Raw genomic sequence first — 26,076 nt, forward strand, 5'->3', positions numbered from 1 at the left:
ACAATCCCGCCCTTTCAAAGGAATAATTTGCTGAATCGTTTTTTCAACCCTTCACCTGGTCGCCGTTTTCGTCGTCAGTGAAGCTCATTGAGGCTGAATTCACGCAGAAACGCTCGCCCGTGGGCTGAGGGCCATCCGGGAAGACGTGCCCAAGGTGCGCATCGCAGTTGCCGCAGCGAATTTCCGTGCGCACCATGCCGTGTGACGAGTCGGTCAGGTAGCGTATGGCCTCATCGCTCACCGGCTCGTAAAAGCTCGGCCAGCCGCAGCCAGAATCAAATTTCGTTTGGGAATTAAACAGCGGCGCATCACAGACCAGGCAGTGGTAGACGCCGTCCCGCTTGTTGTGCAGTAAACGCCCGGTGAACGGCGGTTCCGTCCCGTGATTCTGCGTCACGTAAAACTGCATTTCTGTGAGGTTTTTTTTCAAATCTTCAGGGTTACGTTGGTTCGACATATGCTTACATCTCGCTGTAGAAACAGACATCTTTTAACCCGGATTCTAACAAAACATTAACACCCTTGCGTGCACTTTTGATCTAAACTTATGTGTCGCGAAAAGGCGGTCAGGCAATTGTGATCATGCTCACATTTTTATCCTGCGAGGCCTTTAAAATCCCGGCGCAGCCCCCATATGGGTGCAAGCTCAAAGGGAAAGTGAGGCGAGTCAGTCGCACAAACGTTAGTCACAGGATTGATTTGTCGCAATGATTGACACGATTCCGCTTGACGCTGCGTAAGGTTTTTGTAATTTTACAGGCAACCTTTTATTCACTAACAAATAGCTGGTGGAATATATGACTATCAAAGTAGGTATCAACGGTTTTGGCCGTATCGGCCGTATTGTTTTCCGTGCTGCTCAGAAACGTTCTGACATCGAAATCGTTGGTATCAACGATCTCCTGGACGCTGAATACATGGCGTACATGCTGAAGTACGACTCAACTCACGGTCGTTTCGACGGCACCGTTGAAGTGAAAGACGGCCACCTGGTTGTTAATGGCAAAACCATCCGCGTTACTGCTGAAAAAGACCCAGCTAACCTGAAATGGAACGAAATCGGTGTTGACGTTGTTGCTGAAGCAACCGGTATCTTCCTGACCGACGAAACTGCACGTAAACACATCACTGCGGGTGCGAAGAAAGTTGTTCTGACTGGTCCTTCCAAAGACAACACCCCAATGTTCGTTCGTGGTGCAAACTTCGAAACTTACGCTGGCCAGGATATCGTGTCTAACGCATCCTGCACCACCAACTGCCTGGCACCGCTGGCTAAAGTTATCAACGACAACTTCGGTATCATCGAAGGTCTGATGACTACCGTTCACGCAACCACCGCTACTCAGAAAACCGTTGATGGCCCGTCTCACAAAGACTGGCGCGGCGGCCGTGGCGCGGCTCAGAACATCATCCCATCCTCTACCGGTGCTGCTAAAGCTGTAGGTAAAGTACTGCCAGAACTGAATGGCAAACTGACTGGTATGGCGTTCCGCGTTCCAACTCCTAACGTATCCGTTGTTGACCTGACCGTTCGTCTGGAAAAAGCTGCTTCTTATGAAGAAATTAAGAAAGCAATCAAAGCTGCTTCCGAAGGCGCAATGAAAGGCGTTCTGGGCTACACCGAAGACGACGTTGTATCTACCGATTTCAACGGCGAAGTGTGCACTTCCGTGTTCGATGCTAAAGCGGGTATCGCACTGAACGACAACTTCGTTAAACTGGTATCCTGGTACGACAACGAAACTGGCTACTCTAACAAAGTACTGGACCTGATCGCTCACATCTCCAAATAAGTTGAGATGAGTGCTTGATCCAAAAAGGCGACTTCGGTCGCCTTTTTTATTTATAAGACAGAGGATTGCTTAATGATTAATAAAATTTTTGCACTTCCGGTAGTCGAACAACTTACCCCTGTGCTTTCCCGCCGTCAGATTGACGGTGCCGACGTTATCGTCGTTGACCATCCACGCGTTAAAGCCTCCGTGGCGCTGAACGGCGCCCACCTGCTCTCCTGGAAACCGGAAGGTGAAGCCGAAGGCTTATGGCTGAGCGATGCGACCTCCTTCAAAAAAGGGGCGGCTATTCGCGGTGGCGTACCGATCTGCTGGCCGTGGTTCGGCCCGTCCGCCCAGCAGGGTTTGCCTTCTCACGGTTTTGCCCGTAACCAGCAGTGGACGCTGAAAGCGCACAACGAAGATGACAACGGCGCCGTGCTGACCTTTGAGCTGCAGGCTAATGATGAAACCCGCGCCCTCTGGCCGCATGATTTCACCCTGTATGCCCGCTTTAAGCTGGGTAAAACCTGTGAAATCGAACTGGAAGCCCACGGTGAGTTTGAAACCACCGCAGCCCTGCACACCTACTTCAACGTAGGTGATATCGGCGCAGTGAAGGTGAGCGGTCTTGGCGATACCTTTATCGACAAAGTGGATAACGCCAAAGAAGGTAAACTGAGCGACGGTATACAGACATTCCCTGACCGTACCGACCGCGTCTACCTGCACCCGGAAGCGTGCAGCGTGATCCACGACGGCGCGCTGAACCGCGGAATTGAAGTGGTCCATCATCATCACAGCGACGTGGTGGGCTGGAACCCGGGCCCGGCGCTGTCCGTCAGCATGGCCGACATGACGGATGAAGGGTATAAAACGTTTGTCTGCGTGGAAACCGCCTGCGTGAGCACCCCGCAAAAAGCGAGCGACGAAAAACCGTCTCGTTTAGGGCAGACGATCCGCATTGTTAAGCGATAATCTTACTGCACCACATCAAAGCAAACGGGGCGCGCGCGCCCCGTTTTAATGCATCAATTGCACGATATTAGTGCGCAATCAGAACTTGTAGCTCACGCCGACAGAGAAAATACCTGCCCAGGACTTGTCGACCATCGGGCTATCCTTCACTTCGTCGCTCAGACGCTCATAGCGGCCGGTACCGTACACGCTCCAGTCGCCGAGGAAGTTATAGCTCGCGGTCAGCTCCAGGTACGGATCCCAGCCGTCATCCGCGCTGTAGCTCTTCAGACCACTGCGGCGGGACTCGTTTTTAGACACGCCATAGTAGTAGTCGTTGTAGTTCTCGCTGTTGTACTGCACACCAATACCCGGCGTCAGGGTCAGACCACCGTTGGTATAGCGGTACAGCCACGCCAGATCCCAGATAAAGCCGTTGCTGTTATCCAGCGTATCGCCTGCCAGGGCCGTACGCAGGAAGCCATACTGGGTGTTATGCACGTATGAGAGCCCGGCCATCATCGAGCTTTTGCGCTTGTCGAGCTGGCGAAGCGCGTGGCTGTCGCTGTCACCCGGCTTGAAGTGCGTTGGATCGTAGTAGGCCATGATGGAGAGCTTATCGGCCGTATCGTTCCAGAGATAGTAGCCACCGCCGAGCCCGCGGAACCAGAAGTTATCGCCCTCATAGGTGATAACGGGAACAGGATAAACGTCACGGTCATACTGTTTGTACGGGCTGTTAATGACGCCAACACCCGCGCCAACCGTCCACTGACTTTCCGCCTGTGCGGTGTTCACTGCGGTCGCGGCAAGGATGCCTAATGCCAGAAGTTTGAGTTTGGTCACAATCCATTCTTTCCTGTAGTCAAATAATCAGCGGATGAAGTGTAACCGCCATTCCCGTACATCCCAAAATTTTTTGCCTGCTAATCAGTCTGATTAACCCATTATTTTTAACTTATCAGATGACAGCCTGCTTTCATTTATATGACCGCTGAATGAAAAACGTGCATTTGTCTTATAACGACAGTGGAAATTTTTGGATGAGTTATTGATATGTCATTGAAAGTAGATTTTCTGGGCATGCAAGTTTTGCAAATGCCATCTACGCTTTAATTTAAGAAGAGTTTTCCTGAACACCTGCGGTTCTTAGCGTCTGACCTGGCACACAGGTTGCTGCTCTGGCAGTGAGGTGCGAGAGATTCTCTTCCGGGAGCCTCCACTACTCATACGAACGGCTCTTATCCTGTGCTAAAAAACGAAAGGACGGCATGCCATGAATATATTCGATCACTATCGCCAGCGCTATGAAGCTGCCAAGGACGAAGAGTTCACACTGCAGGAGTTTCTTACCATCTGTCGGCAAGATCGCAGTGCCTATGCCAATGCGGCAGAACGGCTATTGATGGCTATTGGTGAGCCAAACATGGTTGACACTGCCCTGGAGCCTCGGCTTTCCCGTCTCTTTTCGAATCGGGTGGTCGCCCGATATCCGGCGTTTGAAGAGTTCTATGGCATGGAAGATGCCATAGAACAGATTGTCTCCTATCTGAAGCATGCCGCTCAGGGTCTGGAAGAGAAGAAACAGATCCTCTATTTACTCGGCCCGGTGGGCGGCGGTAAATCCTCGCTGGCGGAACGCCTGAAGTCGCTGATGCAGCGCGTGCCTATCTATGTGCTGAGCGCCAACGGTGAACGCAGCCCGGTGAACGACCATCCGCTGTGCCTGTTCAATCCGCAGGAAGATGCGCAGATTCTGGACAAAGAGTATGGCATCCCGCGTCGCTATCTCGGCACCATCATGTCGCCGTGGGCGGCAAAACGCCTGCACGAGTTTGGTGGCGATATCACCAAATTCCGCGTGGTGAAAGTCTGGCCGTCTATCCTTGAACAGATCGCCATCGCCAAAACGGAACCTGGCGATGAGAACAACCAGGACATATCGGCGCTGGTGGGTAAAGTCGACATCCGTAAGCTGGAAAACTTCGCGCAAAACGATCCGGATGCCTACGGTTACTCGGGCGCGCTGTGCCGCGCGAACCAGGGGATTATGGAGTTCGTCGAGATGTTTAAAGCGCCAATCAAGGTGCTGCATCCGCTGCTGACGGCGACTCAGGAAGGCAACTACAACGGGACGGAAGGTATCTCCGCCCTGCCGTTTAACGGGATTATTCTCGCCCACTCGAACGAATCTGAATGGGTGACCTTCCGTAATAACAAAAACAATGAGGCCTTCCTTGACCGCGTGTACATCGTCAAGGTCCCTTATTGCCTGCGGATCTCCGAAGAGATCAAAATTTACGAGAAACTGCTTAACCACAGTGAGCTGGTGCATGCCCCCTGCGCGCCCGGCACGCTGGAAACGCTGTCACGCTTCTCCATCCTTTCGCGTCTGAAAGAGCCGGAAAACTCCAGCATCTATTCTAAAATGCGCGTCTATGACGGTGAAAGCCTGAAAGATACCGACCCGAAAGCGAAGTCGTATCAGGAATACCGCGACTATGCCGGGGTTGATGAGGGGATGAACGGTCTGTCCACGCGTTTCGCGTTTAAGATCCTCTCCCGCGTCTTTAACTTCGACCATGCGGAAGTGGCGGCCAACCCGGTTCATCTGTTCTACGTGCTGGAACAGCAAATCGAGCGCGAGCAGTTCCCGCAGGAGCAGGCTGAACGCTACCTTGAGTTCCTCAAAGGTTACCTGATCCCGAAATACGCCGAGTTCATTGGCAAAGAGATCCAGACGGCCTACCTGGAATCCTATTCAGAGTACGGGCAGAACATTTTCGACCGTTATGTCACCTACGCTGACTTCTGGATCCAGGATCAGGAGTACCGCGACCCGGATACCGGCCAGCTGTTTGACCGTGAATCCCTGAACGCGGAGCTGGAAAAAATCGAGAAGCCTGCCGGGATCAGCAACCCGAAAGACTTCCGTAACGAGATTGTGAACTTCGTCCTGCGCGCCAGAGCGCATAACAACGGGCGCAATCCGAACTGGACCAGCTACGAGAAACTGCGCACGGTCATTGAGAAGAAAATGTTCTCCAATACCGAAGAGCTGCTGCCGGTGATCTCGTTTAACGCCAAAACCTCAACCGATGAACAGAAAAAACACGACGATTTTGTCGACCGTATGATGGAAAAAGGCTACACCCGCAAACAGGTCCGCCTGCTCTGCGAATGGTACCTGCGCGTGCGTAAATCGTCTTAAAACAAGTGCCCGGCAGCGTTTAGCGCCTGCCGGGCCTACAAAATGCAAGTTGGCAAATGCAGTACGGGGGGTATATGACCTGGTTTATTGACCGGCGTCTTAACGGCAAAAACAAGAGCACGGTGAACCGCCAGCGCTTCTTGCGTCGTTATAAAGCGCAAATTAAACAGTCTATCTCCGAGGCCATCAACAAACGCTCGGTGACCGACGTCGACAGCGGCGAGTCTGTCTCCATCCCCACCGATGACATCAGCGAACCGATGTTTCATCAGGGGCGAGGTGGCCTGCGCCATCGCGTACACCCAGGTAATGACCACTTCGTTCAGAACGACAGAATTGAGCGCCCTCAGGGCGGCGGAGGTGGTTCAGGAAGCGGTCAGGGACAGGCCAGCCAGGACGGTGAAGGCCAGGACGAATTTGTCTTCCAGATTTCGAAAGATGAATATCTCGACCTGCTGTTTGAAGACCTGGCGCTGCCGAATCTGAAAAAGAATCAGCATCGTCAGCTTAATGAATATAAAACCCATCGCGCGGGCTATACCGCCAACGGCGTGCCCGCCAACATCAGCGTCGTGCGTTCGTTGCAGAACTCGCTGGCGCGACGCACGGCCATGACGGCAGGCAAACGTCGCGAACTGCGCGAGCTCGAGAGCAACCTGAAGGTCGTGGAAAACACGGAACCGGCGCAACTGCTGGAAGAGGAGCGCCTGCGTAAAGAGATTGCAGAGCTGAGGGCGAAGATCGAACGGGTACCGTTTATCGACACCTTCGACCTGCGCTACAAGAACTACGAAAAACGCCCTGAGCCCTCCAGCCAGGCGGTGATGTTCTGTCTGATGGACGTGTCCGGCTCGATGGATCAGGCAACCAAGGATATGGCGAAGCGTTTTTATATTCTGCTCTATCTGTTCCTGAGCAGAACCTATAAGAACGTGGAGGTGGTCTATATCCGCCACCACACTCAGGCGAAAGAGGTGGATGAGCATGAGTTCTTCTACTCGCAGGAGACCGGGGGCACCATCGTCTCAAGCGCCCTGAAGCTGATGGATGAAGTGGTGAAAGAGCGTTACGACCCGTCGCAGTGGAATATTTATGCCGCGCAGGCGTCGGACGGCGATAACTGGGCCGACGACTCACCGCTGTGTCACGAGATCCTGGCGAAGAAAATTCTGCCGGTGGTGCGTTACTACAGCTATATCGAAATCACCCGCCGCGCGCACCAGACCCTGTGGCGGGAGTATGAACATCTGCAATCGATGTTCGATAATTTTGCCATGCAGCATATCCGTGACCAGGATGATATTTATCCGGTGTTCAGGGAGCTGTTCCACAAGCAATCTTCTACCAGCAACGCATAATCAAACAGCCAGCGAAAGCGCTGGCTGTTTTCTTTCGCCCCCGCTCATCCCGTGCTAATGTAAAACGCTGCATACTGGATTATCACCGGGAAATCGTTATGACTGACGACGTTATTGGAGCAGGAACCCACCAGCAACTGATTACCTTACTCACCGAGCAGGGCGCGCGGTTTCGCGTCATGGAGCACGAGGCGGTCGGGAAATGTGAAGCGGTAAGTGAAATTCGCGGAACCGATCTGCGGCAAGGCGCCAAAGCCCTGGTCTGCAAGGTGAAGGGAAACGGCGTAAAAAAACACGTTCTGGCGATCCTCGCCGCCGATCTGCAGGCTGACCTGAGCCAGCTTGCCAGTCATTTTGGCGGGCTAAAGGCCTCCCTCGCCAGCCCGGCCGAGGTCGATACCCTGACCGCCTGCGTTTTCGGCGCTATCCCGCCCTTTAGCTTCCATCCTGATTTGGCGCTGGTTGCCGACCCGCTGCTGTTCGAGCGTTTTGACGAAATCGCGTTTAACGCTGGCCTGCTGGAGAAATCCGTGATTATGGATACCCAGGATTACCTGCGCATCGCCCGTCCTGAGCTGGTAACTTTCCATAAAGCGTAACTACAATGGCTGACGCCCTGTCAGCCTTTTCGTTCCAGAAACAGCACGGAGGCAACGAGAATAACGGCAATAGCGAAAAACGATGAGGAGATAATCAGCGTTTCCACAAACATGTGATCGTTCATGATGGCGACCCCTTTTGCGATATCTGCCTCCGTTTTAATCCGCGTAAATGACAAGGTTATGACAACAATAAAATCTTTTTAAAACTGTCCTGCGTCGCGTTTGCGCGTACAGTAAGCAGGTTAATTATTCTGGCAAGGATTCCCTATGTTTGACCCTACTCTGCTCATTCTTCTGGCACTCGCCGCGCTCGGCTTTGTCAGCCATAACACCACGGTCGCCATCTCGATTCTGGTGCTTATTATTGTACGCGTGACCCCGCTAAATACCTTTTTCCCGTGGATAGAAAAACAAGGCCTCACCATCGGGATAATCATTTTAACCATCGGGGTAATGGCGCCCATCGCCAGCGGTACGCTTCCTGCATCAACCCTGCTGCACTCGTTCGTAAACTGGAAATCGCTGGTGGCGATCGCGGTGGGGATTTTTGTGTCGTGGCTGGGCGGACGCGGCGTCACGCTAATGAGCAGCCAGCCCTCGCTGGTGGCGGGTCTGCTGGTGGGCACCGTGCTGGGCGTGGCGCTCTTCCGCGGCGTGCCGGTCGGCCCGCTGATTGCGGCAGGCCTTGTCTCGCTGTTTATCGGGAAGTCGTAGTCAGGCTGGCCATATAACGCGCCGGCGTCTGGCCCAGCCCCTTCCTGAACATGGTGATAAACGCGGTGGTCGAGTCATAGCCCAGTGACTGGGCCACCTGCTGTACCGATTTCCCACTAATCAAATGCTGTAACGCCACGATCAGCTGCAGCTGGTGACGCCAGCGGCGAAAGCTTAAACCGGTCTCTTTCACCACCAGCCGCGCCAGGCTGCGTTCGCTCATGGCAAAATGGCTCGCCCACTGCGCCAGCGTCTGCCAGGCGGCGGGCTCTTCCGCCATCTTCTCGCTCATCAGTCGAATTTTAGGATGGGGCGAGACGGGCAGCTGCAGGTGCTCCTGTCGCTGGAGCGGCAGCTCGTCAAACAGGACGTCCACCAGGCGCGACGTGGTCGCAAGAGGAAGCTGCTCACGCGATTTTTCCGCCAGGGATAAAATCAGCTCCCGCACCAGAGGAGAGATTTTCAGGGTACAGCAGCGCTCGGGCAAGCTTGCCGCCCCCGGCTCAATAAACAAAAAGCAGAGCTGCGCGCCCGGCGTGGCCCTGTTGCTGTGCGGCATCTGGCCGGGGATCCAGACGGCATACTGAGGCGGAACCATCAGCATCGCATTTTCCACTTCGCAGGTAATTGCGCCGCCGAGGGCCAGAATCAGCTGCCCCTTACGGTGATGATGCCGGGGAATATATTGTTCCTCCGCCACCACCTGAATGCGAAATGCGACGGCCGCATCGTACTGGCTATCAGGATCGTAGCCCTCCAGTCCCAGACCAATCATCAGTTTGTCCGATATTAGCGATAAACTGTCATTTTAGCCTGATTTCAACCGCTGAGAAAATCGGTATTGTGTGCCCTCGCTTGAACGTATGAGAACATAATGACTACTGCTATTCGCACCTCAGGAAAACACGGCGCGCTGTTGATTGCAGGCATCCTGATGATTGCCACTACGCTTCGCGTCACCTTTACCGGCGCAGCGCCGCTGCTCGACACTATTCGTCTTGATTATGGCTTAAGCACGGCGCAAACCGGTCTGCTGACCACCTTGCCCCTGCTGGCTTTCGCCCTCGTCTCGCCGCTCGCCGCAGGCGTTGCCCGACGTATCGGCATGGAGCGCAGCCTGTTTATCGCCCTGCTGCTGATTTGCGCCGGGATTGCGGTTCGCTCTCTGCCTTCCGCCGCGCTGCTGTTTATCGGTACGGCGGTCATTGGCTGCGGTATTGCGCTCGGAAATGTGCTGTTACCCGGATTAATTAAGCGTGACTTTCCGGGGCAGGTGGCGAAGCTCACCGGTGCTTATTCCCTGACGATGGGCGTCTCGGCGGCGTTTGGATCAGCGATGATTGTTCCCCTGGCGCAGGGGAACGCGGGCTGGCATGGCGCCCTGCTGATGCTGATGGCGTTTCCGCTGGTCGCGCTGCTGCTCTGGTTACCCCAGTGGCGTCAGAAACACGTTGCAGCGGTGACGGGCGCTGGCGCGCTGCATAATCGCGCCATCTGGCGCTCGGCGCTCGCCTGGCAGGTGACGCTCTTTTTAGGGATTAACTCGCTGATTTACTACGTCATCATCGGCTGGCTGCCGGCGATACTGCTGAGCCACGGCTACAGCGAAGCGCAGGCCGGCTCGGTGCACGGTCTGCTGCAGCTGGCCACGGCCGTGCCGGGACTCGCCGTTCCGCTGATCCTCCACCGTCTGAAAGATCAGCGGGCCATTGCAGGCGCAGTGGCGCTGCTGTGCGCGATAAGCGCGGCGGGATTATGGTTTATGCCAGGCATGGCGGTGATGTGGACGCTGGTGTTTGGCTTTGGCACAGGAGCAACGATGATCCTCGGCCTGACGTTCATCGGTCTGCGCGCCAGCTCCGCGCACCAGGCTGCGGCGCTGTCCGGCATGGCGCAGTCGATTGGCTATCTGCTCGCCGCCTGCGGCCCTCCGCTGATGGGGAAAATTCACGATAGCGCAGGAGACTGGCGGATCCCGCTTCTGGGCTGCGCCCTGGCCGCGGTGATAATGGCCCTCTGCGGCATCTTAGCCGGGCGAGACCGGGAGATCGCGCCCCGTTAAACAGTGTGGCAGACCCTCGGGTCTGCCTTTTTTAACCGCGGGCCGCGCGCAGCATCGCCTGCACCAGCACGACCGGACGTCCTTCCAGCGCACCACGCTCGTGCTGGAATAAGGTGATCACGAAGAACGGGTGCGTGACCAGTTCTGCGGCGCGAATTTCTCCCTGGTCGTCCCAGCCCGTAACATGCATATCACCGCTTTCCAGCGCCTGCGCAAACGCCGGCGACACGCCATAGTTACAGTGATATCCCTCTTCAATTTCCGGCTTGCCGTACGCTTTGGCGATCAGCGTATTTTTGCGCAGTTCAATCGCATCGGTTTTTTCCACCAGCGAGCAGGTCAGCGGCGCAATCACCATGGTGCCTTCGGTATCCGTCTCAGCGTGTGCCGCATCAGCCCAGCCCAGCACGTTTCGGGCATACTCAATCAGCGCATGCTGGAACCCGCCGCAGGTGCCCAGGAACGGGATGCTGTTTTCACGGGCATAGCGCGCGGCGATAAAAGCGGCCTCGGTGTTTTTATAGGGGCTGGCGGGTACCAGCCAGATGGCATCGTAGCCCACCAGATCTTCAGGGCTTGTCAGCTCCGTGGTGGCAAGCCAGTCGTAATCGGCGGTGAGGTCAAGCACTGCGGCGGCGTCGTCGATGGCCAGCGGGATCGCCTGATGCGCAATTACACTGGGATTGTAATCGCCAACCAGCGCAATGCGCAGCGTCGTTTTAACCGGGAGGTGTTCCATGAAAGGTTCCTTATGCCAGAGTATTATCAGATAACATAAGGAACCTCAGACTACCGATCTTTTGCAATTATCACAATACCTTAAATTGGGAGGGTGGAATCATGATTCAATGCAAACGCGTGTACGAACAGGCAGGCCCTGACGACGGCTATCGGGTACTGGTGGACAGGCTGTGGCCGCGCGGTGTTAAGAAAACGGACCTCGCGTATGACGAATGGTGTAAAGCGCTCACGCCCTCAACTGAACTACGCAAGGCCTTTCATAGCGAAACCATTGATTTCGCCGCCTTCAGTCAGGCCTATCGGGAAGAGCTGGCGCAGCATGCTGACGAGGGCGTGCGTCTGGCAACGCTGGCGCACAGGCAGACCGTCACCCTGCTCTTTGCTGCCAAAAACACGGAGCAAAATCACGCCCTGGTCTTAGCCGACTGGCTGCGCCACCTGTGATCAGCCGATCGCCAGCTCATCGAGGATTTGCGGCGCTTCATCGGGGGTGAGCGGCATCAGATGTTCGGCGCGGACAAACGCAAAGCCGTGCTGATTGTCAAAGGCGTAGACATCCCCCGTCACCAGCCAGAGCGCACGATCTGCGGTGGTCGGTAATTGCGTCATCACGCCGTTGACCGGGTTAACGAAGCGCAGGCCAGGCTGGCACAGGCCAAACAGCTCAACAGATTTACCAATATTTCGACGGCCTGACGCCGTGCGGGCACCCACGATCATCGCCATGCTGCCCGGTTTTAGCTGAAACATACTTCTCTCGCGGAAACGAACGCCAGAAACTGGCTAAGATTAATCCTAAAGAGAAGTGTATCGCAGGCGGTATCCGTCTGTCACCTGGTGGGTTGTGGATGATCGCGACGATAGAGCGTCCATTCATCGATCACTTCGCCGCCCGGTAATTTGCACTCGGTGCGAACGCCCTGCGGACTTTGAACCGGGATCTGTTCCCCGCCTTTCTCCAGGCAGTAGACGGAGGCCGGGTTCGCCATACCGATAACGTGCGGCGGTTTCGGTGCATCGGGTGGCGTGGTTTTTGCGGTGCAGGCGGCTAGGGGAAGCGCCAGCGCCAGAAGCAGAAATCTCATCTCATTGATCCTTGTGACATCATGACAGTCTAAGGGTAACGGGTCATCGCCGCGTTCTCCATGATTTCTCCATTTTAACTGCACTTTTCAGCACTATAGTGTGGCATGTTCTCGATATGACCAGAGAACATCATTCCGTAATCAAGATGTCTTTGCCCCGGTCTCAACAACGGGGCTTTTTTTCTATCCTGCTGCCCGCTCCCTGCATATATTAAATTTTCTGTATTCATGTTTTACTATGCCAGAAGCCTAAAAACTCAGCATAACATGCAGATGCAGACGTCTTCTGCCTGGGAGTCATTCTACGTCATGTCGGATCTTATCCTCGCTCGCGTTTCAGAAACCCTTGCCACCGAGCAATCCCTTGAAAGCCTCGTTCGCCAGCTGCTGGAGATGCTGGAGATTGTCACCGACATGGAGTCGACCTACCTGACGAAGGTGGATATCGAGGCGCGGCTGCAGCACATCCTCTATGCCCGCAACAGCAAACAGATGACGATCCCGGAGGGGTTGAGCGTCCCATGGGATGAGACGCTGTGCAAACGCGCGCTGGACAGTGACACGCTGTTCAGCAACGACGTGCCCGAACGCTGGCCCGAGTGTGAAGCTGCAAAAGCGCTTGGCATTACCACCTACATGAGTATTCCAGTCCATCTTGCGGATGGTTCACTTTACGGAACGCTCTGCGCCACCAGCACGGCCAGAAAGCCGCTGAGCGAGCGCGGTGAACAGGTTCTGAAGCTCTTCGCCGGGCTGATTGCCCAGTCGATTCAGAAAGAATCGCTGGTGACCCAGCTTCGCGAAGCCAATGCGGCCCTCATCGCGCACTCCTATACGGATGCCCTTACCGGTTTACCCAACCGTCGCGCCATTTTTGAAGATCTGACCACCCTCTTTTCTCTGGCCCGACACCTGAAGCGTAACGCCATCATCGCATTTATCGATCTGGATGATTTCAAGCTGATTAACGATCGTTACGGCCACGAGGCTGGCGACCAGTTCCTGATAGAAGTGGGCAAGCGTTTGACCGAAGAGAAACAGCAGGACGATATTATCGGTCGTCTGGGCGGGGATGAATTTCTGGTCGCGTCGCTGAGCCAGCCCCACCAGGACGGGGATAACGCGCAGCTTACGTTGCTCAAAACGCGCCTCAGCGCCTGCATCGCCGGCGAATACTGGCTGGGCAGCGTTCATATTATTTATCCGGGCGCCAGCTTCGGCGTTATCGAAGTGGACCCTGCCGCAACCGATCCTGACAGCGCGTTACGCGCCGCGGATGTGGCGATGTATCAGGATAAGAAAGGAAAAAGCAAAACACGCTTTCTCACTATGGATTAACCCCGTACACTCTACGGCGTTATTGAAACCGAAACAGGTGATGGTATGAGAATAGGGATCCTCTTCCCGGTCGTTATATTTATAACGGCGGTGGTTTTTTTAGCGTGGTTTTTTGTCGGCGGCTACGCGGCTCCGGGGGCATAAATGCGGAAGACAACCGTCATTATGCTGATCGTTGCCATTGCGGCGTTTGCCGGCGCGCAGCTTGGCTGGTGGTAAACCCGATACGTAAAAAGGCCGCCATCCGGCAGCCTTTTTCATCGCTTTCAGAACTTAGCTTTTGATCTTTCTGTAGATAAACAGAACAACCAGCGCACCGATCACCGCGACGGCGAAACTGCCGAAGTTAAAGCCATCGACCTTGCCAAAACCGAACAGCGTACTGATCCAGCCGCCGACTACCGCGCCGACAATACCCAGTATTACGGTGACGATAAACCCACCGCCATCTTTGCCCGGCATGATCCACTTCGCCAGAATACCCGCAATAAGCCCAAAGATAATCCAGGATAAAATTCCCATAACTTTCCTCTCTGTATGGTTTTTGTCATTAAATCAACGACACAAAAAAGAATAGCACAGGATCTGAGAAAGGAAATTTGTGATAAGCATCACTCTATGTGGTTTTTCTCCTGTCATACCCCAACAAACGCGTACCGGTTACGTCCCGCGCGTTTTGCCTGATAGAGCGCCTGGTCAGCGGCGATAATGATATTCTGCTGGCTGCCCGCGATGTCGACGGCACGTGCGGTAGAAATTCCGACGCTGACCGTTACCCGCCCAAAGGGGCTAAAGGCATGGGCGATTTGCAGCGAGAACACGTTGCGAATAATCGTCTGGGCCAGACGAAGCGCTTCCTGGATGTCCGTATCAGGTAATATCAGCGCAAACTCCTCTCCGCCGTAGCGCGCCACGATCTGATTACCACGAGTAAGACTCTCCCTGAGACTGTTTCCCAGCAGCGCCAGACAGCGGTCCCCTTCCGGATGGCCGTAGTTATCGTTGTATTTTTTGAAGAAGTCCACGTCCACAATCAGTATCGAAATCGGTGCATCATGCGCGGCACAAAGCGCGATTTCCGAGAGGATTTTTTCATCAAAAATGCGACGGTTGTAAAGCCCGGTCAGCGCATCCTCAGAGGCGATAATCTTCAGCGCCTTGTTATCTCTGGTTTTTCTGGATAAGTCGGAATACAGAAAGTATGACGCGACGATGAGTATCGCCGTGAACACGAAAATGAGTACCGCCAGCTGAATCGCCTGCTTGCGCCAGGGCGCAAGGGCCTCATCAATGCTGACGGCCACGGTGGTGACCAGCCCGTAGCGTCTGTTTTTCTCATAGGCATAAATGCGTTCGATTTTATCAAACCGCGAAATGGAACTGGCTATCCCGGTATTTTGTACCTTGAGGTATTTCCTGAAGAGCGGTGAATCGGAAACAATCGTGCCAATATAGGTATTTTTAAAAGGATAACGGACCAGCAGCACGCCTGACTCTGTTGTCAGGCCAATGACGCCCGCGTGACCAATATTAATCTGCCCGTAGAGCGCGAGAAAATTTTCGATACCCAGGGTCACCACCACGACACCGTTAAATGCCCCGGTGTGGGTTTCAAGGCGCCGACTAATGGTGATGACCCATTTACCATTGGTTCTGCTGACTACGGGCTCGCCAATAAAAATCTGCTGATTTTTATTTTCCTTGTGATAGATAAAAAATGACCTGTCCGATCCTTTGCGTGGGCCCGTAAAAGTTTCGTGCAACGCGGTAAAGATATCGCCCTGAGCATCGTAAACAACCACATTATTTATCTGGGTAAGGAGATTATCCTGATTATTTATCATCCGCTGAATATGGGTCGCCTGCTGCGGGGTCATGCCATAAATTTCGATTATGTCGGAAACGGTAGTAATTAACATTTCACTCTGGCGCATGATCCCCTCGGTGTAGACATCAAGGGTATGGCTCAGGTTAGCGACGCTGGTATTAATTTGCTGGATTGACTGCTGTCTGGACGTGGCAATTTGGACGGCAAGCGACAGCGAGATGATCAATGAGACAATGATGACGGTAATGGTTGTTGTGTAAAAAGTATTTTTCACATGCACGAGCTTTTCCACCTTATCACGCCTGACATCCCTGGCTGACAACTCTTGTCACTGTAACAAAGCTCAGGATAAGAGGAAAATGAATTGCACTTAAGCATGCAACAGAAGCTCGTCTTAATTTCGTTTCACAAACTTACCGTCTCCCGGGGCTTAGATAAAATGACTTTAATAAAATCGATATAGGAGACGGGCTTACCAAAATAATAACCCTGCAACAGCGTAATCTCATTACGGTTGAGATACTCCAGCTGCGCTTTCGTTTCTACGCCTTCAGCCACAATGCGTAATGAGAGTTTTTTCGCCAGGTCAATGACGCAGTCCAGCAGTATCGTTGAGTCTTTTTCATCTGAAACCCGGTTCACAAAGCTTTTATCAATTTTAATATAATCAATGGCAAGCGCATTAAGGCATGAAAGACCTGAATAGCCGGTACCAAAATCATCCAGTGCAATGACAAAACCGGCGTTATGCAGCATGTTAAGGTTTTCCACCAGGTGAGGATTATCGATCAGCGGCTCACGCTCGGTCACCTCGAGAACCAGTTTGACTTCTTTACCCTGAAACCCCTTCCCGAATACACGACAGTCACCGATGAAGGATGGCGCATTGATGTGTCTGGCGCTGATGTTCACCCCAATATGAAACCCGTCCGGGAGCTTAGGCAAAAGCGGCTTAAGCTGCATCACCACTTTCGCCATCAACCCTTTGGTTAGCGGAATAATCAAACCGCTACGTTCGGCAATCGGAATAAAGACATCCGGTGGAATAAAGCCTGACTTTGGATGCTTCCATCTTGCCAGGACTTCAACGCCATACAGCCCGCCGGTATCACCGTTCACGATCGGCTGGTAATACGGCACGATCTCCCCCTGCAAAATGGCCTTACGTAAGTCGTCTTCAAATGAGGTGCTTTTCCCCTTGTAACGGCGGATCAAAATGCCCACCGCCACCGATAGCACGAGAATCAGTAGTATCAGGCTCCATCCCTGTTGCAGCAGCCGCGTCAGGCTAAAAAAGACAGGCGGTTGCCAGGCCAGACTAAAGGGGAATTGTGTAGATGCCGTAAGTGACCCCGTCCACGAGGCCGCTTTCCAGCCGGTCACATCACCGTTGCGCCCAAGCATGCTATTGCCGACAACCAACCCCAGGTCAACGCCGTTTGATGCGTTCGCGATGACGTCCTGCAAATGCGCATCGCTGACGCTGACGATGACACGCCCTCCCGCGATGGGCATCTGGAAGACAAGCACCGGGACGCCGTTCACCAGTCGATTGCCGGGCAGCAGCATTAATTTATGTTCAGGTAACGTCTCCGGATGCACAATCAATACGCCATTCCCGGGAAGGGAAGTACAGATGATTTTACCCTGCTGCTGGATCATGATGGCGCGCAGATGCGGTTTTAGCGCGGCTTCTGTCCCCAGCGCCAGCTGTCCGCTGCTGGTACACCCCTGCTCCGCAACGCGCTTCGCCGTGCTGGCCGCACTGACGGCTTCCGCCAGGATATTTTCTATTTTCTGGGTACTTGCCATGGCGGTATGACTATTATTAGCCTTCGCCATCTGCCATAGCTGCCAGTTAATAATCAGAATGCCGCTCAGAAAAAGAAACAAGGCACTCAGAATAGGGATCATCACGTTGCGCACGATGTTTTCCTTAATAGAAAAAACAAGCATCGATGTTCTGGAAGAAGAGCCTGTACTTACCCGGTATTGCTTATAACAATGAAAATAGCTTAGCTGAGAATTGTCTTAAAAAACTGATACTTTCGTATGAGTTCACCTGCCCGAATTTGCTCACCTGACGTGATTATCAGGCTTGTGCCTTGCCCTGGCTGTGTTAAGATTTGTCAAATCAGGGAGCGGACAGGATAACTGGAAAATGAAAAAACTCGTTGCCGTTGCGATCGTTTCAACGCTCCTGGTCATCCTGTCTCTTTATGCGGTCAATGCTGTTATCGTGGGGCAGCAGAAGAGCAAACAGCGTGAGATATCCCTTACCCTATTACATTATTCGGAAGACCTGTCCCAAAGCATAGCGCTGGCCCTTAAAAGCATTACTACGCAGGGATGTGATAAAACCAGTCTTGATAGTTACAGACAAATAACGCTGAATAACTATTATTTCGACGATATTGGTTTTATCGAGAAGGGAAAAATAGTCTGTACTGCTTTTTGGGGTAAACTTGCAACGCCCGTAGCGCTTCCTGCGGAACTGCATAAAACGCCGAGAGGCTTTCTTCTGGCGCAGTTTTCCAGAAAAGATTTTTTCACGGGCAATGCGGCAATTTATAATAATATTATTATCTTCACCACTCGCTATGCTTACGATAAATTCACCCCGGTTACGGCAAGCTATTCTCTGAGTACCACCACCAAAGACTTCGGCAGAACCTTTTTTACGACCTCCCCTGAGCTAACACAGCAGAGCTGGCTGCATTCGTCGTTGTTTACCCTGACCCTGACGCAGTGCAGCGCCTTCTGGGACCTGTGCGTCATCGTGAAGCATCACGATGCAGGGCTGGCCTCGTTACCCCTGTTTATCTTTTCGTTTCTCACGGTCATACTCTTTTTTATCTGGGTCGCGATAACGTTATTTATCTTCCGTATCTATGAAGATCGTTTTTCTCTGGAACGTACGCTGATCAAGGCCGTCCTGACCAATACCATCAGCGTTAACTACCAGCCTATTATCCGCATTCACGATCAAAAAATCGTGGGTGTAGAAGTTCTGTCGCGATGGCGCGACCAAAAGCATGGGGACGTCTCTCCGGAGCTGTTTATCCCATTAATAAAAAAAATCGGTCTGTATAAAAAATATTATAATAATATTATCGAAAAATCCCTCTCAGAAATTGCCCCGCTGGCGATTAAACATCAGCTGATCGTCTCCATTAACGTTGGGCGGAAGGAAATTGAAGATGGGCAGTTCATTAACATTTTGCGTCGAGCGTGTTTAGCCAATCACTTTCCCCTTTCTCTGATGAAGGTCGAACTTTCTGAGAAAGCCGTTTCCACGGCAGATATCCTCGAGGGGTTCTGTCAGGAGCTCAAGTCGCTCGGCGTTAAAATATCAATAGATGATTTTGGCGTGCAAAATTCAAACCTCGCCCGCCTGTCGCTGCTTGAATATGATGAGATTAAAATCGATAAGTCACTGGTGGATGGCATCAGCGAACATTATAAGCAAAACATCTTTGCTATCTTCAGCGATGCCCTCGCGAAGTTGAATAAAACGCTTGTTTTCGAGGGCGTGGAAAATGAAGTTCAGTATCGCTTTATTGCGAGCCGATATCCCGATGCGCTGATTCAGGGATGGTATTTTTCAAAAGCACTCACCCGGAGCGAGCTGGCGAAACGACTCACCGGTGTCGCACCGTAACCAGAAGCCTGCCGTGACCTTTTTTAGATTTGGCGTTTCCATTTTTTACGCAAAAACATATAGTCGTCACAATCAGATGGTAGATTCCCCGGAAACACACTCTTATTTTGGTTAAAAACGTGAAATTATCCTTACTTTTTCCAGTGGTACTCTTTTTTCTGACCGTGATTTTCGTGCTGTTTATCGACAAACCTGCTTCGCATATTCTGCGGAAAAAATGCATGTGGTCCGATAGCGTGATGCTGAGCTGTATCGCAAAGCATCAGCATAACGGTTTTTAAAGCAGACTATTCATTTCCCCACTGATTGAGGAAATTCGCAATATCATCAATACGACCCGCACGGATCCCGGCCTCAGCGGCCATCTCCTGCTGAGCCTCCTCGCTGATCTCCTCATTATTCGATAAACGGGTGAGCAGCAGCTGGAAATAATGTGCCAGCACGTCGAGTTCTGACTCCGCAACTTTCTGTGCGGCTTCCGTCGCATACTCCTCGGCAATGTCATAATATTTCAGTGGGATATCGTTATTCATAACAGTCTCGTCTCTGGCCTTTAAGGGTAACGTCACGAGTATATCGGACGCGTTATCTCAACCAAAGCATTGCTTCAGATAAGTAACGCAAGCAGCGCAGCGAGTGCGGGCACGGCCTGTACATACAAAATTTTTCGACTGGCGGTGGCCGCGCCAAAAAGTCCGGCAATCAACACGCAGGCCAGGAAGAAGATGGCCACCTGACTCCCCTTTTCGCCGAGCCAGAGGCTCCAGAGCAGGCCGGCCGCCAGAAAACCGTTATAAAGCCCCTGATTTGCAGCCAGCACGCGGGTGTCGCGCGCAAAGTCGGGATGCAGATTAAAGGCCTTGTGCCCTGTTTTGGTATTCCACAGGAACATTTCCAGCACAAGAATGTAGAGATGGATGAGTGCAACGACAGCGATAAGGACAGTAGCTAGCATCGTGTTGTCTCCCGTAGGCAGAGGCAAAAAAAACGGGAACCCTCAGGCCCCCGCTCTTGTTTAACCCAGAAACTGGATTACATGTTCGCGATAATCGCGTCGCCAAACTCTGAACATTTCAGCAGCTTAGCGCCTTCCATCAGACGTTCGAAATCGTAAGTTACGGTTTTCGCGTTAATCGCGCCTTCCATACCTTTAACGATCAGGTCTGCGGCTTCGAACCATTCCATGTGGCGCAGCATCATCTCTGCGGACAGGATGATTGAGCCTGGGTTCACTTTGTCCTGACCTGCGTATTTTGGTGCAGTACCGTGGGTCGCTTCGAACAGGGCGCACTCGTCACCGATGTTCGCGCCTGGGGCGATACCGATACCGCCAACCTGTGCTGCCAGGGCGTCAGAGATGTAGTCACCGTTCAGGTTCATACAGGCAATCACGTCGTATTCTGCTGGACGCAGCAGGATCTGCTGCAGGAACGCATCGGCGATCACATCTTTAATGATGATCTCTTTGCCGGTGTTCGGGTTCTTGATCTTCTGCCATGGGCCGCCGTCGATCAGCTCACCGCCGAACTCTTCTTTCGCCAACTGGTAACCCCAGTCTTTGAACGCGCCTTCGGTGAACTTCATGATGTTGCCTTTGTGAACCAGGGTCACAGAGTCACGGTCGTTGGTGATTGCATATTCGATAGCTGCACGCACCAGACGCTTGGTCCCTTCTTCGGAGCACGGCTTAATGCCGATACCGCAATGCTCAGGGAAGCGAATTTTCTTCACGCCCATCTCTTCGCGCAGGAATTTAATCACTTTTTCTGCTTCAGCAGAGTCCGCTTTCCATTCGATACCCGCGTAGATGTCTTCTGAGTTTTCGCGGAAGATAACCATATCGGTCAGTTCAGGGTGCTTAACCGGGCTAGGGGTGCCCTGATAGTAACGAACCGGACGCAGACACACGTACAGGTCCAGCTCCTGACGCAGTGCCACGTTCAGGGAACGGATACCGCCGCCAACTGGCGTCGTCAGTGGGCCTTTAATAGCAACGCGGTAGTCGCGGATCAGGTCCAGCGTTTCTGCTGGCAGCCAGACGTCCTGGCCATAAACTTGAGTAGATTTCTCACCGGTGTAAATTTCCATCCAGGAAATTTTACGCTCGCCTTTGTAGGCTTTCTCAACAGCGGCATCAACCACTTTCAGCATTGCCGGGGTAACGTCTACACCGATACCGTCACCTTCGATGAACGGGATAATCGGATTGTGAGGAACGTTAATCTTGCCGTTTTGCAGGGTGATCTTTTTACCTTCCGCCGGAACAACTACTTTGCTTTCCATTAACCTCTCCTTCGAGCGCTTCTGGTTGTTACTGATCTTATGTTAATAAATTGTAATGAGCCCTTCGATAGTACCTGATTGTCCTGCGCCATGAAAGGTCTTCGTTATTAGGCTATAATGCGGCAATTGATAACGCCTGAAAATACCATGAAGAAAACTTCTTTTACAAAACACCGGGTTGAGCGATTCAGCTCGCGACAAGCCGCCAGAAGACCGCAGGAAACCCAGCCGAAGCGGGTTATTTTGTTCAATAAACCCTACGATGTTTTGCCGCAGTTTACCGATGAGGCCGGGCGCAGCACGCTGAAGGACTATATACCTGTTCAGGGCGTCTACGCCGCGGGCCGTCTGGACCGCGACAGCGAAGGCCTGCTGGTCTTAACCAACGACGGCGCTTTACAGGCGAAGCTCACGCAACCCGGGAAACGCACCGGCAAAATTTACTTCGTCCAGGTCGAAGGCGAGCCGGACGAAGAAACGCTGGAAAAATTACGCAGCGGCGTGACGCTGAACGACGGCCTCACCCTGCCTGCAGGTATTGAACGCGTGAATGAACCAGAGTGGCTGTGGCCGCGCAACCCGCCGATTCGCGAACGCAAATCCATTCCGACAAGCTGGCTCAAAATTACCCTTTATGAAGGCCGCAACCGCCAGGTTCGCCGCATGACCGCACACGTCGGCTTCCCTACCCTGCGTCTGATTCGCTACGCTATGGGCAGCTACACCCTGGAAACGCTGGCAAACGGCGAATGGCGCGACGTCACCCCTTAAGGAGTCACTATGTTTAAACCTCATGTCACGGTTGCCTGCGTGGTCCACGCCCGGGGTAAATTCCTTGTTGTCGAAGAGAGCATTAACGGCAAAGCGCTGTGGAACCAGCCTGCCGGACACCTTGAAGCCAATGAGACCCTCCTGCAGGCCGCAAAACGCGAGCTGTGGGAAGAGACCGGCATTCACGCTGAACCCCAGCACTTCATCCGTATGCACCAGTGGATCGCGCCCGATCACACTGCGTTCCTGCGCTTTTTATTTGCCGTTGAGCTTAGCGAAACGTGCGCCACAGAGCCGCAGGATGACGATATCGACCGCTGTCTGTGGGTCACTGCCGACGAGATCCTGAACGCGCCAAACCTGCGCTCGCCGCTGGTTGCGGAAAGCATTCGCTGCTGGCAGTCTGCTGGCCGCTTACCGCTGGATGTCATCGGCGCATTTAACTGGCCGTTTACAGAGGGTGCCAATGGTGGGGGGGCGTGATAGAATACGCCGCCTTGAAGTTCAATGTCGTGAGTATTCCATGTCAGATAATAGCCAGAAAAAAGTGATCGTCGGCATGTCCGGCGGTGTCGATTCCTCCGTTTCCGCCTACCTGTTACAGCAACAGGGCTATAAGGTGGAGGGCCTGTTCATGAAGAACTGGGAGGAAGATGATGGCGAGGAATATTGCACTGCCGCTGCGGATCTCGCCGACGCGCAGGCCGTATGCGATAAGCTCGGCATTGAACTGCACACCGTTAACTTTGCCGCAGAATACTGGGACAACGTTTTTGAACTGTTCCTCGAAGAGTACAAAGCGGGCCGCACGCCGAACCCGGATATTCTGTGCAACAAAGAGATCAAATTTAAGGCCTTCCTCGAATTCGCTGCAGAAGATCTGGGCGCAGACTACATCGCGACCGGTCACTACGTGCGTCGTGCAGACGTGAATGGCAAAAGCCAGCTGCTGCGCGGTCTGGACGGCAATAAAGATCAAAGCTATTTCCTCTATACGCTTAGCCACGAGCAAATCGCCCAGAGCCTGTTCCCGGTCGGCGAGCTGGAAAAGCCGCAGGTGCGTAAAATCGCCGAAGAACTGGACCTCATCACCGCGAAGAAAAAAGACTCTACCGGCATCTGCTTCATTGGCGAGCGCAAATTCCGCGATTTCCTGGGACGTTACCTGCCCGCACAGCCGGGTAAAATTGTCACCGTCGACGGTGAAGAGATTGGCCAGCATCAAGGGCTGATGTACCACACGCTCGGCCAGCGTAAAGGCCTGGGTATCGGCGGAACCAAAGAAGGTAGCGAAGATCCGTGGTATGTTGTCGACAAAGACGTCGAAAACAATATTCTGGTTGTTGCCCAGGGTCACGATCATCCGCGTCTGATGTCCGTTGGCCTTATCGCCCAGCAGCTGCACTGGGTCGATCGTGAGCCGCTGAAAGGCACGCTGCGCTGCACGGTGAAAACCCGCTACCGCCAGACCGATATTCCTTGCACCATTACCGCGCTTGATGACGATCGCATTGACGTGCGCTTCGACGAGCCGGTCGCCGCCGTCACCCCGGGTCAGTCTGCTGTCTTCTACAGTGGTGAGATCTGCCTGGGCGGCGGGATCATTGAACAGCGCCTGCCGCTGCCTGCTGTTTAATACGATTGCACACATAAAGGAGACCGTGTGGCGAAGAACTACTATGACATCACCCTGGCACTGGCGGGAATTTGCCAGTCAGCCCGTCTGGTGCAACAGCTGGCGCATCAGGGTCATTGCGATGCTGACGCCCTGCACGTTTCACTCAACAGCGTTATCGATCTCAACCCCGGCTCGACCCTGGGTGTGTTCGGCGGCAGTGAAACCAATCTTCGTCTCGGTCTTGAAACCCTGCTTGGCGTGCTTAACGCCAGCAGCCGTCAGGGATTAAACGCGGAGCTGACCCGCTACACGTTGAGCCTGATGGTGCTGGAGCGTAAGCTGAGCGCAGCAAAAGGCGCGCTCAATACCCTGGGCGATCGTATTGCCGGGTTACAGCGTCAGCTCGACCATTTTGATCTGCAGTCCGACACGCTGCTCAGCGCCATGGCCGGCATTTATGTTGACGTCATCAGCCCGCTGGGCCCGCGTATTCAGGTCACCGGATCCCCTGCCGTGCTGCAAAGTCCGCAGGTACAGGCAAAAGTGCGTGCGTCCCTGCTGGCTGGGATCCGCGCCGCTGTGCTGTGGCACCAGGTTGGCGGTGGCCGCCTGCAGTTAATGTTTTCTCGTAATCGCCTGACCACTCAGGCAAAACAAATTCTTGCTCATTGTTAACCTCCCGGAGTTGCGAATTATGGAATTATCCTCACTGACCGCCGTATCCCCTGTCGATGGACGCTACGGCGATAAAGTCAGCGCGCTGCGCGGGATCTTCAGCGAATATGGTTTGCTGAAGTTCCGTGTTCAGGTTGAAGTACGCTGGCTGCAAAAGCTGGCCGCCCAGGCAGCAATCAAGGAAGTTCCTGCTTTTGACGAAAAGGCAAACGATTACCTTGATAAAATCGTTGCTGAGTTTAGCGAACAAGACGCCGCGCGCATTAAAACCATTGAACGCACCACCAACCACGACGTGAAGGCGGTTGAGTACTTCCTGAAAGAAAAAGTGGAAAGCGTCCCTGCGCTGCATGCCGTGTCTGAGTTCATTCACTTCGCCTGTACCTCTGAAGACATCAACAACCTGTCTCATGCGCTGATGCTCTCCACCGCGCGCAAAGAGGTGGTGCTGCCTTACTGGCGTAAAATCATCGACGCGGTAAAAGCACTGTCCGTGGAATACCGCGACATTCCGCTGCTCTCCCGTACCCACGGCCAGCCAGCCACCCCATCCACGATGGGTAAAGAGATGGCGAACGTCGCGTACCGTATGGAGCGCCAGTACCGTCAGCTGGAGCAGGTTGAGATCCTCGGCAAAATCAACGGCGCGGTCGGTAACTATAACGCCCACATCGCCGCTTACCCGGAAGTGGACTGGCACCAGTTCAGCGAAGAGTTCGTGACCTCTCTGGGCATTCAGTGGAACCCGTACACCACCCAGATTGAGCCGCACGACTATATCGCCGAGCTGTTTGACTGCATCGCGCGCTTCAACACCATCCTGATCGACTTCGATCGTGACGTGTGGGGCTATATCGCCCTGAACCACTTCAAGCAGAAAACCATCGCGGGTGAAATCGGCTCTTCAACCATGCCGCACAAAGTGAACCCGATCGACTTCGAAAACTCCGAAGGCAACCTGGGCCTGGCGAATGCCGTGCTGCAGCATATGGCGAGCAAACTGCCGGTATCCCGCTGGCAGCGCGACCTGACCGACTCCACCGTACTGCGTAACCTGGGCGTGGGCATCGGCTACGCGCTGATCGCGTATCAGTCCACCCTGAAAGGCGTGAGCAAGCTGGAAGTAAACCGTGACCGTCTGCTGGACGAGCTGGATCACAACTGGGAAGTGCTGGCGGAGCCGATTCAGACCGTGATGCGCCGTTACGGTATCGAAAAACCGTACGAGAAGCTGAAAGAGCTGACCCGCGGCAAACGCGTTGACGCCGAAGGCATGAAGCAGTTTATCGACGGTCTGGCGCTGCCGGAAGAAGAGAAAACGCGCCTGAAGGCGATGACTCCGGCGAACTACATTGGCCGCGCCATCACCATGGTCGACGAGCTGAAGTAACGCCCCTCTC

General features: G+C 53.5%; 29 protein-coding genes. 16 read left to right on the top strand and 13 right to left on the bottom strand.

The window, feature by feature from the left end; all coding sequences use genetic code 11:
• Positions 1-43: 43 nt before the first annotated feature.
• Positions 44-457, bottom strand: coding sequence for a peptide-methionine (R)-S-oxide reductase MsrB (msrB, locus tag ACDO57_RS08815; protein WP_024908573.1), 414 nt, complete (start codon positions 455-457; stop codon positions 44-46).
• A gap of 340 nt (positions 458-797) precedes the next feature.
• Between msrB and gapA the strand changes: the two genes are divergently transcribed.
• Positions 798-1,793, top strand: coding sequence for a glyceraldehyde-3-phosphate dehydrogenase (gapA, locus tag ACDO57_RS08820; RefSeq protein ID WP_014831506.1), 996 nt, complete (start codon positions 798-800; stop codon positions 1,791-1,793).
• Between the two features lie 72 nt (positions 1,794-1,865).
• On the top strand, positions 1,866-2,750 hold the full coding sequence (locus tag ACDO57_RS08825; RefSeq protein ID WP_024908574.1) for a D-hexose-6-phosphate mutarotase: 885 nt from the start codon (positions 1,866-1,868) through the stop codon (positions 2,748-2,750).
• 78 nt (positions 2,751-2,828) lie between these two features.
• Here ACDO57_RS08825 and ACDO57_RS08830 read toward each other — a convergent pair whose 3' ends face one another.
• Positions 2,829-3,575 carry a MipA/OmpV family protein gene (locus ACDO57_RS08830; protein ID WP_370883856.1) on the bottom strand — a complete coding sequence of 249 codons (747 nt, stop codon included), beginning with the start codon at positions 3,573-3,575 and terminating at the stop codon, positions 2,829-2,831.
• Positions 3,576-4,005: 430 nt separating this feature from the next.
• Between ACDO57_RS08830 and yeaG the strand changes: the two genes are divergently transcribed.
• From yeaG to ACDO57_RS08845, 3 genes are all read left to right on the top strand, one after another.
• Complete coding sequence (yeaG, locus tag ACDO57_RS08835) at positions 4,006-5,940, top strand: protein kinase YeaG (RefSeq protein ID WP_008500713.1); 1,935 nt, start codon at positions 4,006-4,008, stop codon at positions 5,938-5,940.
• Between the two features lie 74 nt (positions 5,941-6,014).
• Entirely contained in the window at positions 6,015-7,298 is a 1,284-nt protein-coding gene (locus ACDO57_RS08840; protein ID WP_148769065.1) for a YeaH/YhbH family protein, read from the top strand.
• A 98-nt stretch (positions 7,299-7,396) separates the two neighbouring features.
• Entirely contained in the window at positions 7,397-7,897 is a 501-nt protein-coding gene (locus tag ACDO57_RS08845) for a YbaK/prolyl-tRNA synthetase associated domain-containing protein (RefSeq protein ID WP_047651996.1), read from the top strand.
• Between the two features lie 20 nt (positions 7,898-7,917).
• Here ACDO57_RS08845 and yoaI read toward each other — a convergent pair whose 3' ends face one another.
• Positions 7,918-8,022 carry a small membrane protein YoaI gene (gene yoaI, locus ACDO57_RS08850; protein ID WP_010430055.1) on the bottom strand — a complete coding sequence of 35 codons (105 nt, stop codon included), beginning with the start codon at positions 8,020-8,022 and terminating at the stop codon, positions 7,918-7,920.
• A gap of 145 nt (positions 8,023-8,167) precedes the next feature.
• Here yoaI and ACDO57_RS08855 point away from each other — a divergent pair, with 145 nt between their 5' ends.
• On the top strand, positions 8,168-8,614 hold the full coding sequence (locus ACDO57_RS08855) for a DUF441 domain-containing protein (protein WP_024908579.1): 447 nt from the start codon (positions 8,168-8,170) through the stop codon (positions 8,612-8,614).
• Here ACDO57_RS08855 and ACDO57_RS08860 read toward each other — a convergent pair.
• The gene (locus ACDO57_RS08860) at positions 8,598-9,389 is read right to left on the bottom strand and encodes a helix-turn-helix domain-containing protein (RefSeq protein WP_048990780.1); all 792 of its coding nucleotides are present in this window, start codon (positions 9,387-9,389) and stop codon (positions 8,598-8,600) included. The two genes, ACDO57_RS08855 and ACDO57_RS08860, sit on opposite strands and share 17 nt — an antisense overlap.
• A gap of 99 nt (positions 9,390-9,488) precedes the next feature.
• Between ACDO57_RS08860 and ACDO57_RS08865 the strand changes: the two genes are divergently transcribed.
• Positions 9,489-10,676, top strand: coding sequence for a CynX/NimT family MFS transporter (locus ACDO57_RS08865; protein ID WP_024908581.1), 1,188 nt, complete (start codon positions 9,489-9,491; stop codon positions 10,674-10,676).
• Between the two features lie 31 nt (positions 10,677-10,707).
• Here the strand turns inward: ACDO57_RS08865 and ACDO57_RS08870 are convergent, their stop codons facing one another.
• Positions 10,708-11,415 (bottom strand): CTP synthase, encoded by a 708-nt coding sequence (locus tag ACDO57_RS08870; protein WP_061715518.1) that lies wholly within the window; start codon positions 11,413-11,415, stop codon positions 10,708-10,710.
• Positions 11,416-11,516: 101 nt separating this feature from the next.
• On the opposite strand from ACDO57_RS08870, the gene ACDO57_RS08875 reads away from it, so the two are divergent.
• Positions 11,517-11,861 carry a DUF488 domain-containing protein gene (locus ACDO57_RS08875; RefSeq protein WP_032650899.1) on the top strand — a complete coding sequence of 115 codons (345 nt, stop codon included), beginning with the start codon at positions 11,517-11,519 and terminating at the stop codon, positions 11,859-11,861.
• Here the strand turns inward: ACDO57_RS08875 and ACDO57_RS08880 are convergent, their stop codons facing one another.
• Both ACDO57_RS08880 and ACDO57_RS08885 read right to left on the bottom strand, forming a co-directional pair.
• A complete protein-coding gene (locus tag ACDO57_RS08880; RefSeq protein ID WP_032650897.1) occupies positions 11,862-12,167 on the bottom strand; it encodes a periplasmic protein in 306 nt (101 codons plus the stop codon). It lies immediately after the preceding gene.
• Positions 12,168-12,247: 80 nt separating this feature from the next.
• Positions 12,248-12,502, bottom strand: coding sequence for a DUF333 domain-containing protein (locus ACDO57_RS08885; RefSeq protein ID WP_024908585.1), 255 nt, complete (start codon positions 12,500-12,502; stop codon positions 12,248-12,250).
• A 309-nt stretch (positions 12,503-12,811) separates the two neighbouring features.
• Here ACDO57_RS08885 and ACDO57_RS08890 point away from each other — a divergent pair, with 309 nt between their 5' ends.
• Both ACDO57_RS08890 and ACDO57_RS08895 read left to right on the top strand, forming a co-directional pair.
• Positions 12,812-13,840: a sensor domain-containing diguanylate cyclase gene (locus ACDO57_RS08890; RefSeq protein WP_370884125.1), complete on the top strand. Its 1,029-nt coding sequence runs from the start codon at positions 12,812-12,814 to the stop codon at positions 13,838-13,840.
• A 45-nt stretch (positions 13,841-13,885) separates the two neighbouring features.
• Positions 13,886-13,984: a YoaK family small membrane protein gene (locus ACDO57_RS08895; RefSeq protein WP_014883431.1), complete on the top strand. Its 99-nt coding sequence runs from the start codon at positions 13,886-13,888 to the stop codon at positions 13,982-13,984.
• 129 nt (positions 13,985-14,113) lie between these two features.
• On the opposite strand, the gene ACDO57_RS08900 is transcribed toward ACDO57_RS08895, so the two are convergent.
• The 3 genes from ACDO57_RS08900 to ACDO57_RS08910 all read right to left on the bottom strand — a co-directional run bounded on the left by ACDO57_RS08900 (position 14,114) and on the right by ACDO57_RS08910 (position 17,594).
• A complete protein-coding gene (locus ACDO57_RS08900; RefSeq protein WP_008500746.1) occupies positions 14,114-14,362 on the bottom strand; it encodes a GlsB/YeaQ/YmgE family stress response membrane protein in 249 nt (82 codons plus the stop codon).
• Positions 14,363-14,475: 113 nt separating this feature from the next.
• Positions 14,476-15,960, bottom strand: coding sequence for a diguanylate cyclase (locus ACDO57_RS08905; protein WP_370883857.1), 1,485 nt, complete (start codon positions 15,958-15,960; stop codon positions 14,476-14,478).
• A 113-nt stretch (positions 15,961-16,073) separates the two neighbouring features.
• Positions 16,074-17,594 (bottom strand): EAL domain-containing protein, encoded by a 1,521-nt coding sequence (locus ACDO57_RS08910; protein WP_081112049.1) that lies wholly within the window; start codon positions 17,592-17,594, stop codon positions 16,074-16,076.
• Positions 17,595-17,829: 235 nt separating this feature from the next.
• Between ACDO57_RS08910 and ACDO57_RS08915 the strand changes: the two genes are divergently transcribed.
• Positions 17,830-19,329, top strand: a complete 1,500-nt coding sequence (locus ACDO57_RS08915; RefSeq protein WP_024908589.1) for a cyclic diguanylate phosphodiesterase — start codon at positions 17,830-17,832, stop codon at positions 19,327-19,329.
• Positions 19,330-19,616: 287 nt separating this feature from the next.
• Here ACDO57_RS08915 and ACDO57_RS08920 read toward each other — a convergent pair whose 3' ends face one another.
• The 3 genes from ACDO57_RS08920 to icd form a co-directional block, all read right to left on the bottom strand.
• Positions 19,617-19,862 carry a DUF2543 family protein gene (locus ACDO57_RS08920; protein WP_370883858.1) on the bottom strand — a complete coding sequence of 82 codons (246 nt, stop codon included), beginning with the start codon at positions 19,860-19,862 and terminating at the stop codon, positions 19,617-19,619.
• A 74-nt stretch (positions 19,863-19,936) separates the two neighbouring features.
• Positions 19,937-20,284 carry a DUF1304 domain-containing protein gene (locus tag ACDO57_RS08925; protein WP_370883859.1) on the bottom strand — a complete coding sequence of 116 codons (348 nt, stop codon included), beginning with the start codon at positions 20,282-20,284 and terminating at the stop codon, positions 19,937-19,939.
• A 77-nt stretch (positions 20,285-20,361) separates the two neighbouring features.
• Positions 20,362-21,612 (bottom strand): NADP-dependent isocitrate dehydrogenase, encoded by a 1,251-nt coding sequence (icd, locus tag ACDO57_RS08930; protein WP_061715519.1) that lies wholly within the window; start codon positions 21,610-21,612, stop codon positions 20,362-20,364.
• 117 nt (positions 21,613-21,729) lie between these two features.
• On the opposite strand from icd, the gene rluE reads away from it, so the two are divergent.
• Genes rluE through purB form a run of 5 tightly spaced genes read left to right on the top strand, consistent with a single transcriptional unit; the run spans position 21,730 to position 26,066 of the window.
• On the top strand, positions 21,730-22,383 hold the full coding sequence (gene rluE / locus ACDO57_RS08935) for a 23S rRNA pseudouridine(2457) synthase RluE (RefSeq protein ID WP_024908592.1): 654 nt from the start codon (positions 21,730-21,732) through the stop codon (positions 22,381-22,383).
• Between the two features lie 9 nt (positions 22,384-22,392).
• Positions 22,393-22,866 carry an NUDIX hydrolase gene (locus ACDO57_RS08940; RefSeq protein ID WP_370883860.1) on the top strand — a complete coding sequence of 158 codons (474 nt, stop codon included), beginning with the start codon at positions 22,393-22,395 and terminating at the stop codon, positions 22,864-22,866.
• A gap of 40 nt (positions 22,867-22,906) precedes the next feature.
• The gene (gene mnmA / locus ACDO57_RS08945; protein ID WP_032657963.1) at positions 22,907-24,019 is read left to right on the top strand and encodes a tRNA 2-thiouridine(34) synthase MnmA; all 1,113 of its coding nucleotides are present in this window, start codon (positions 22,907-22,909) and stop codon (positions 24,017-24,019) included.
• Positions 24,020-24,046: 27 nt separating this feature from the next.
• Entirely contained in the window at positions 24,047-24,676 is a 630-nt protein-coding gene (hflD, locus tag ACDO57_RS08950) for a high frequency lysogenization protein HflD (RefSeq protein ID WP_008500756.1), read from the top strand.
• A 19-nt stretch (positions 24,677-24,695) separates the two neighbouring features.
• On the top strand, positions 24,696-26,066 hold the full coding sequence (gene purB / locus ACDO57_RS08955) for an adenylosuccinate lyase (RefSeq protein WP_008500757.1): 1,371 nt from the start codon (positions 24,696-24,698) through the stop codon (positions 26,064-26,066).
• Positions 26,067-26,076: the final 10 nt, after the last annotated feature.

The sequence above is a fragment of the Enterobacter cloacae complex sp. 2015409 genome, from assembly GCF_041365315.1.
Taxonomy (GTDB): domain Bacteria; phylum Pseudomonadota; class Gammaproteobacteria; order Enterobacterales; family Enterobacteriaceae; genus Enterobacter; species Enterobacter pseudoroggenkampii.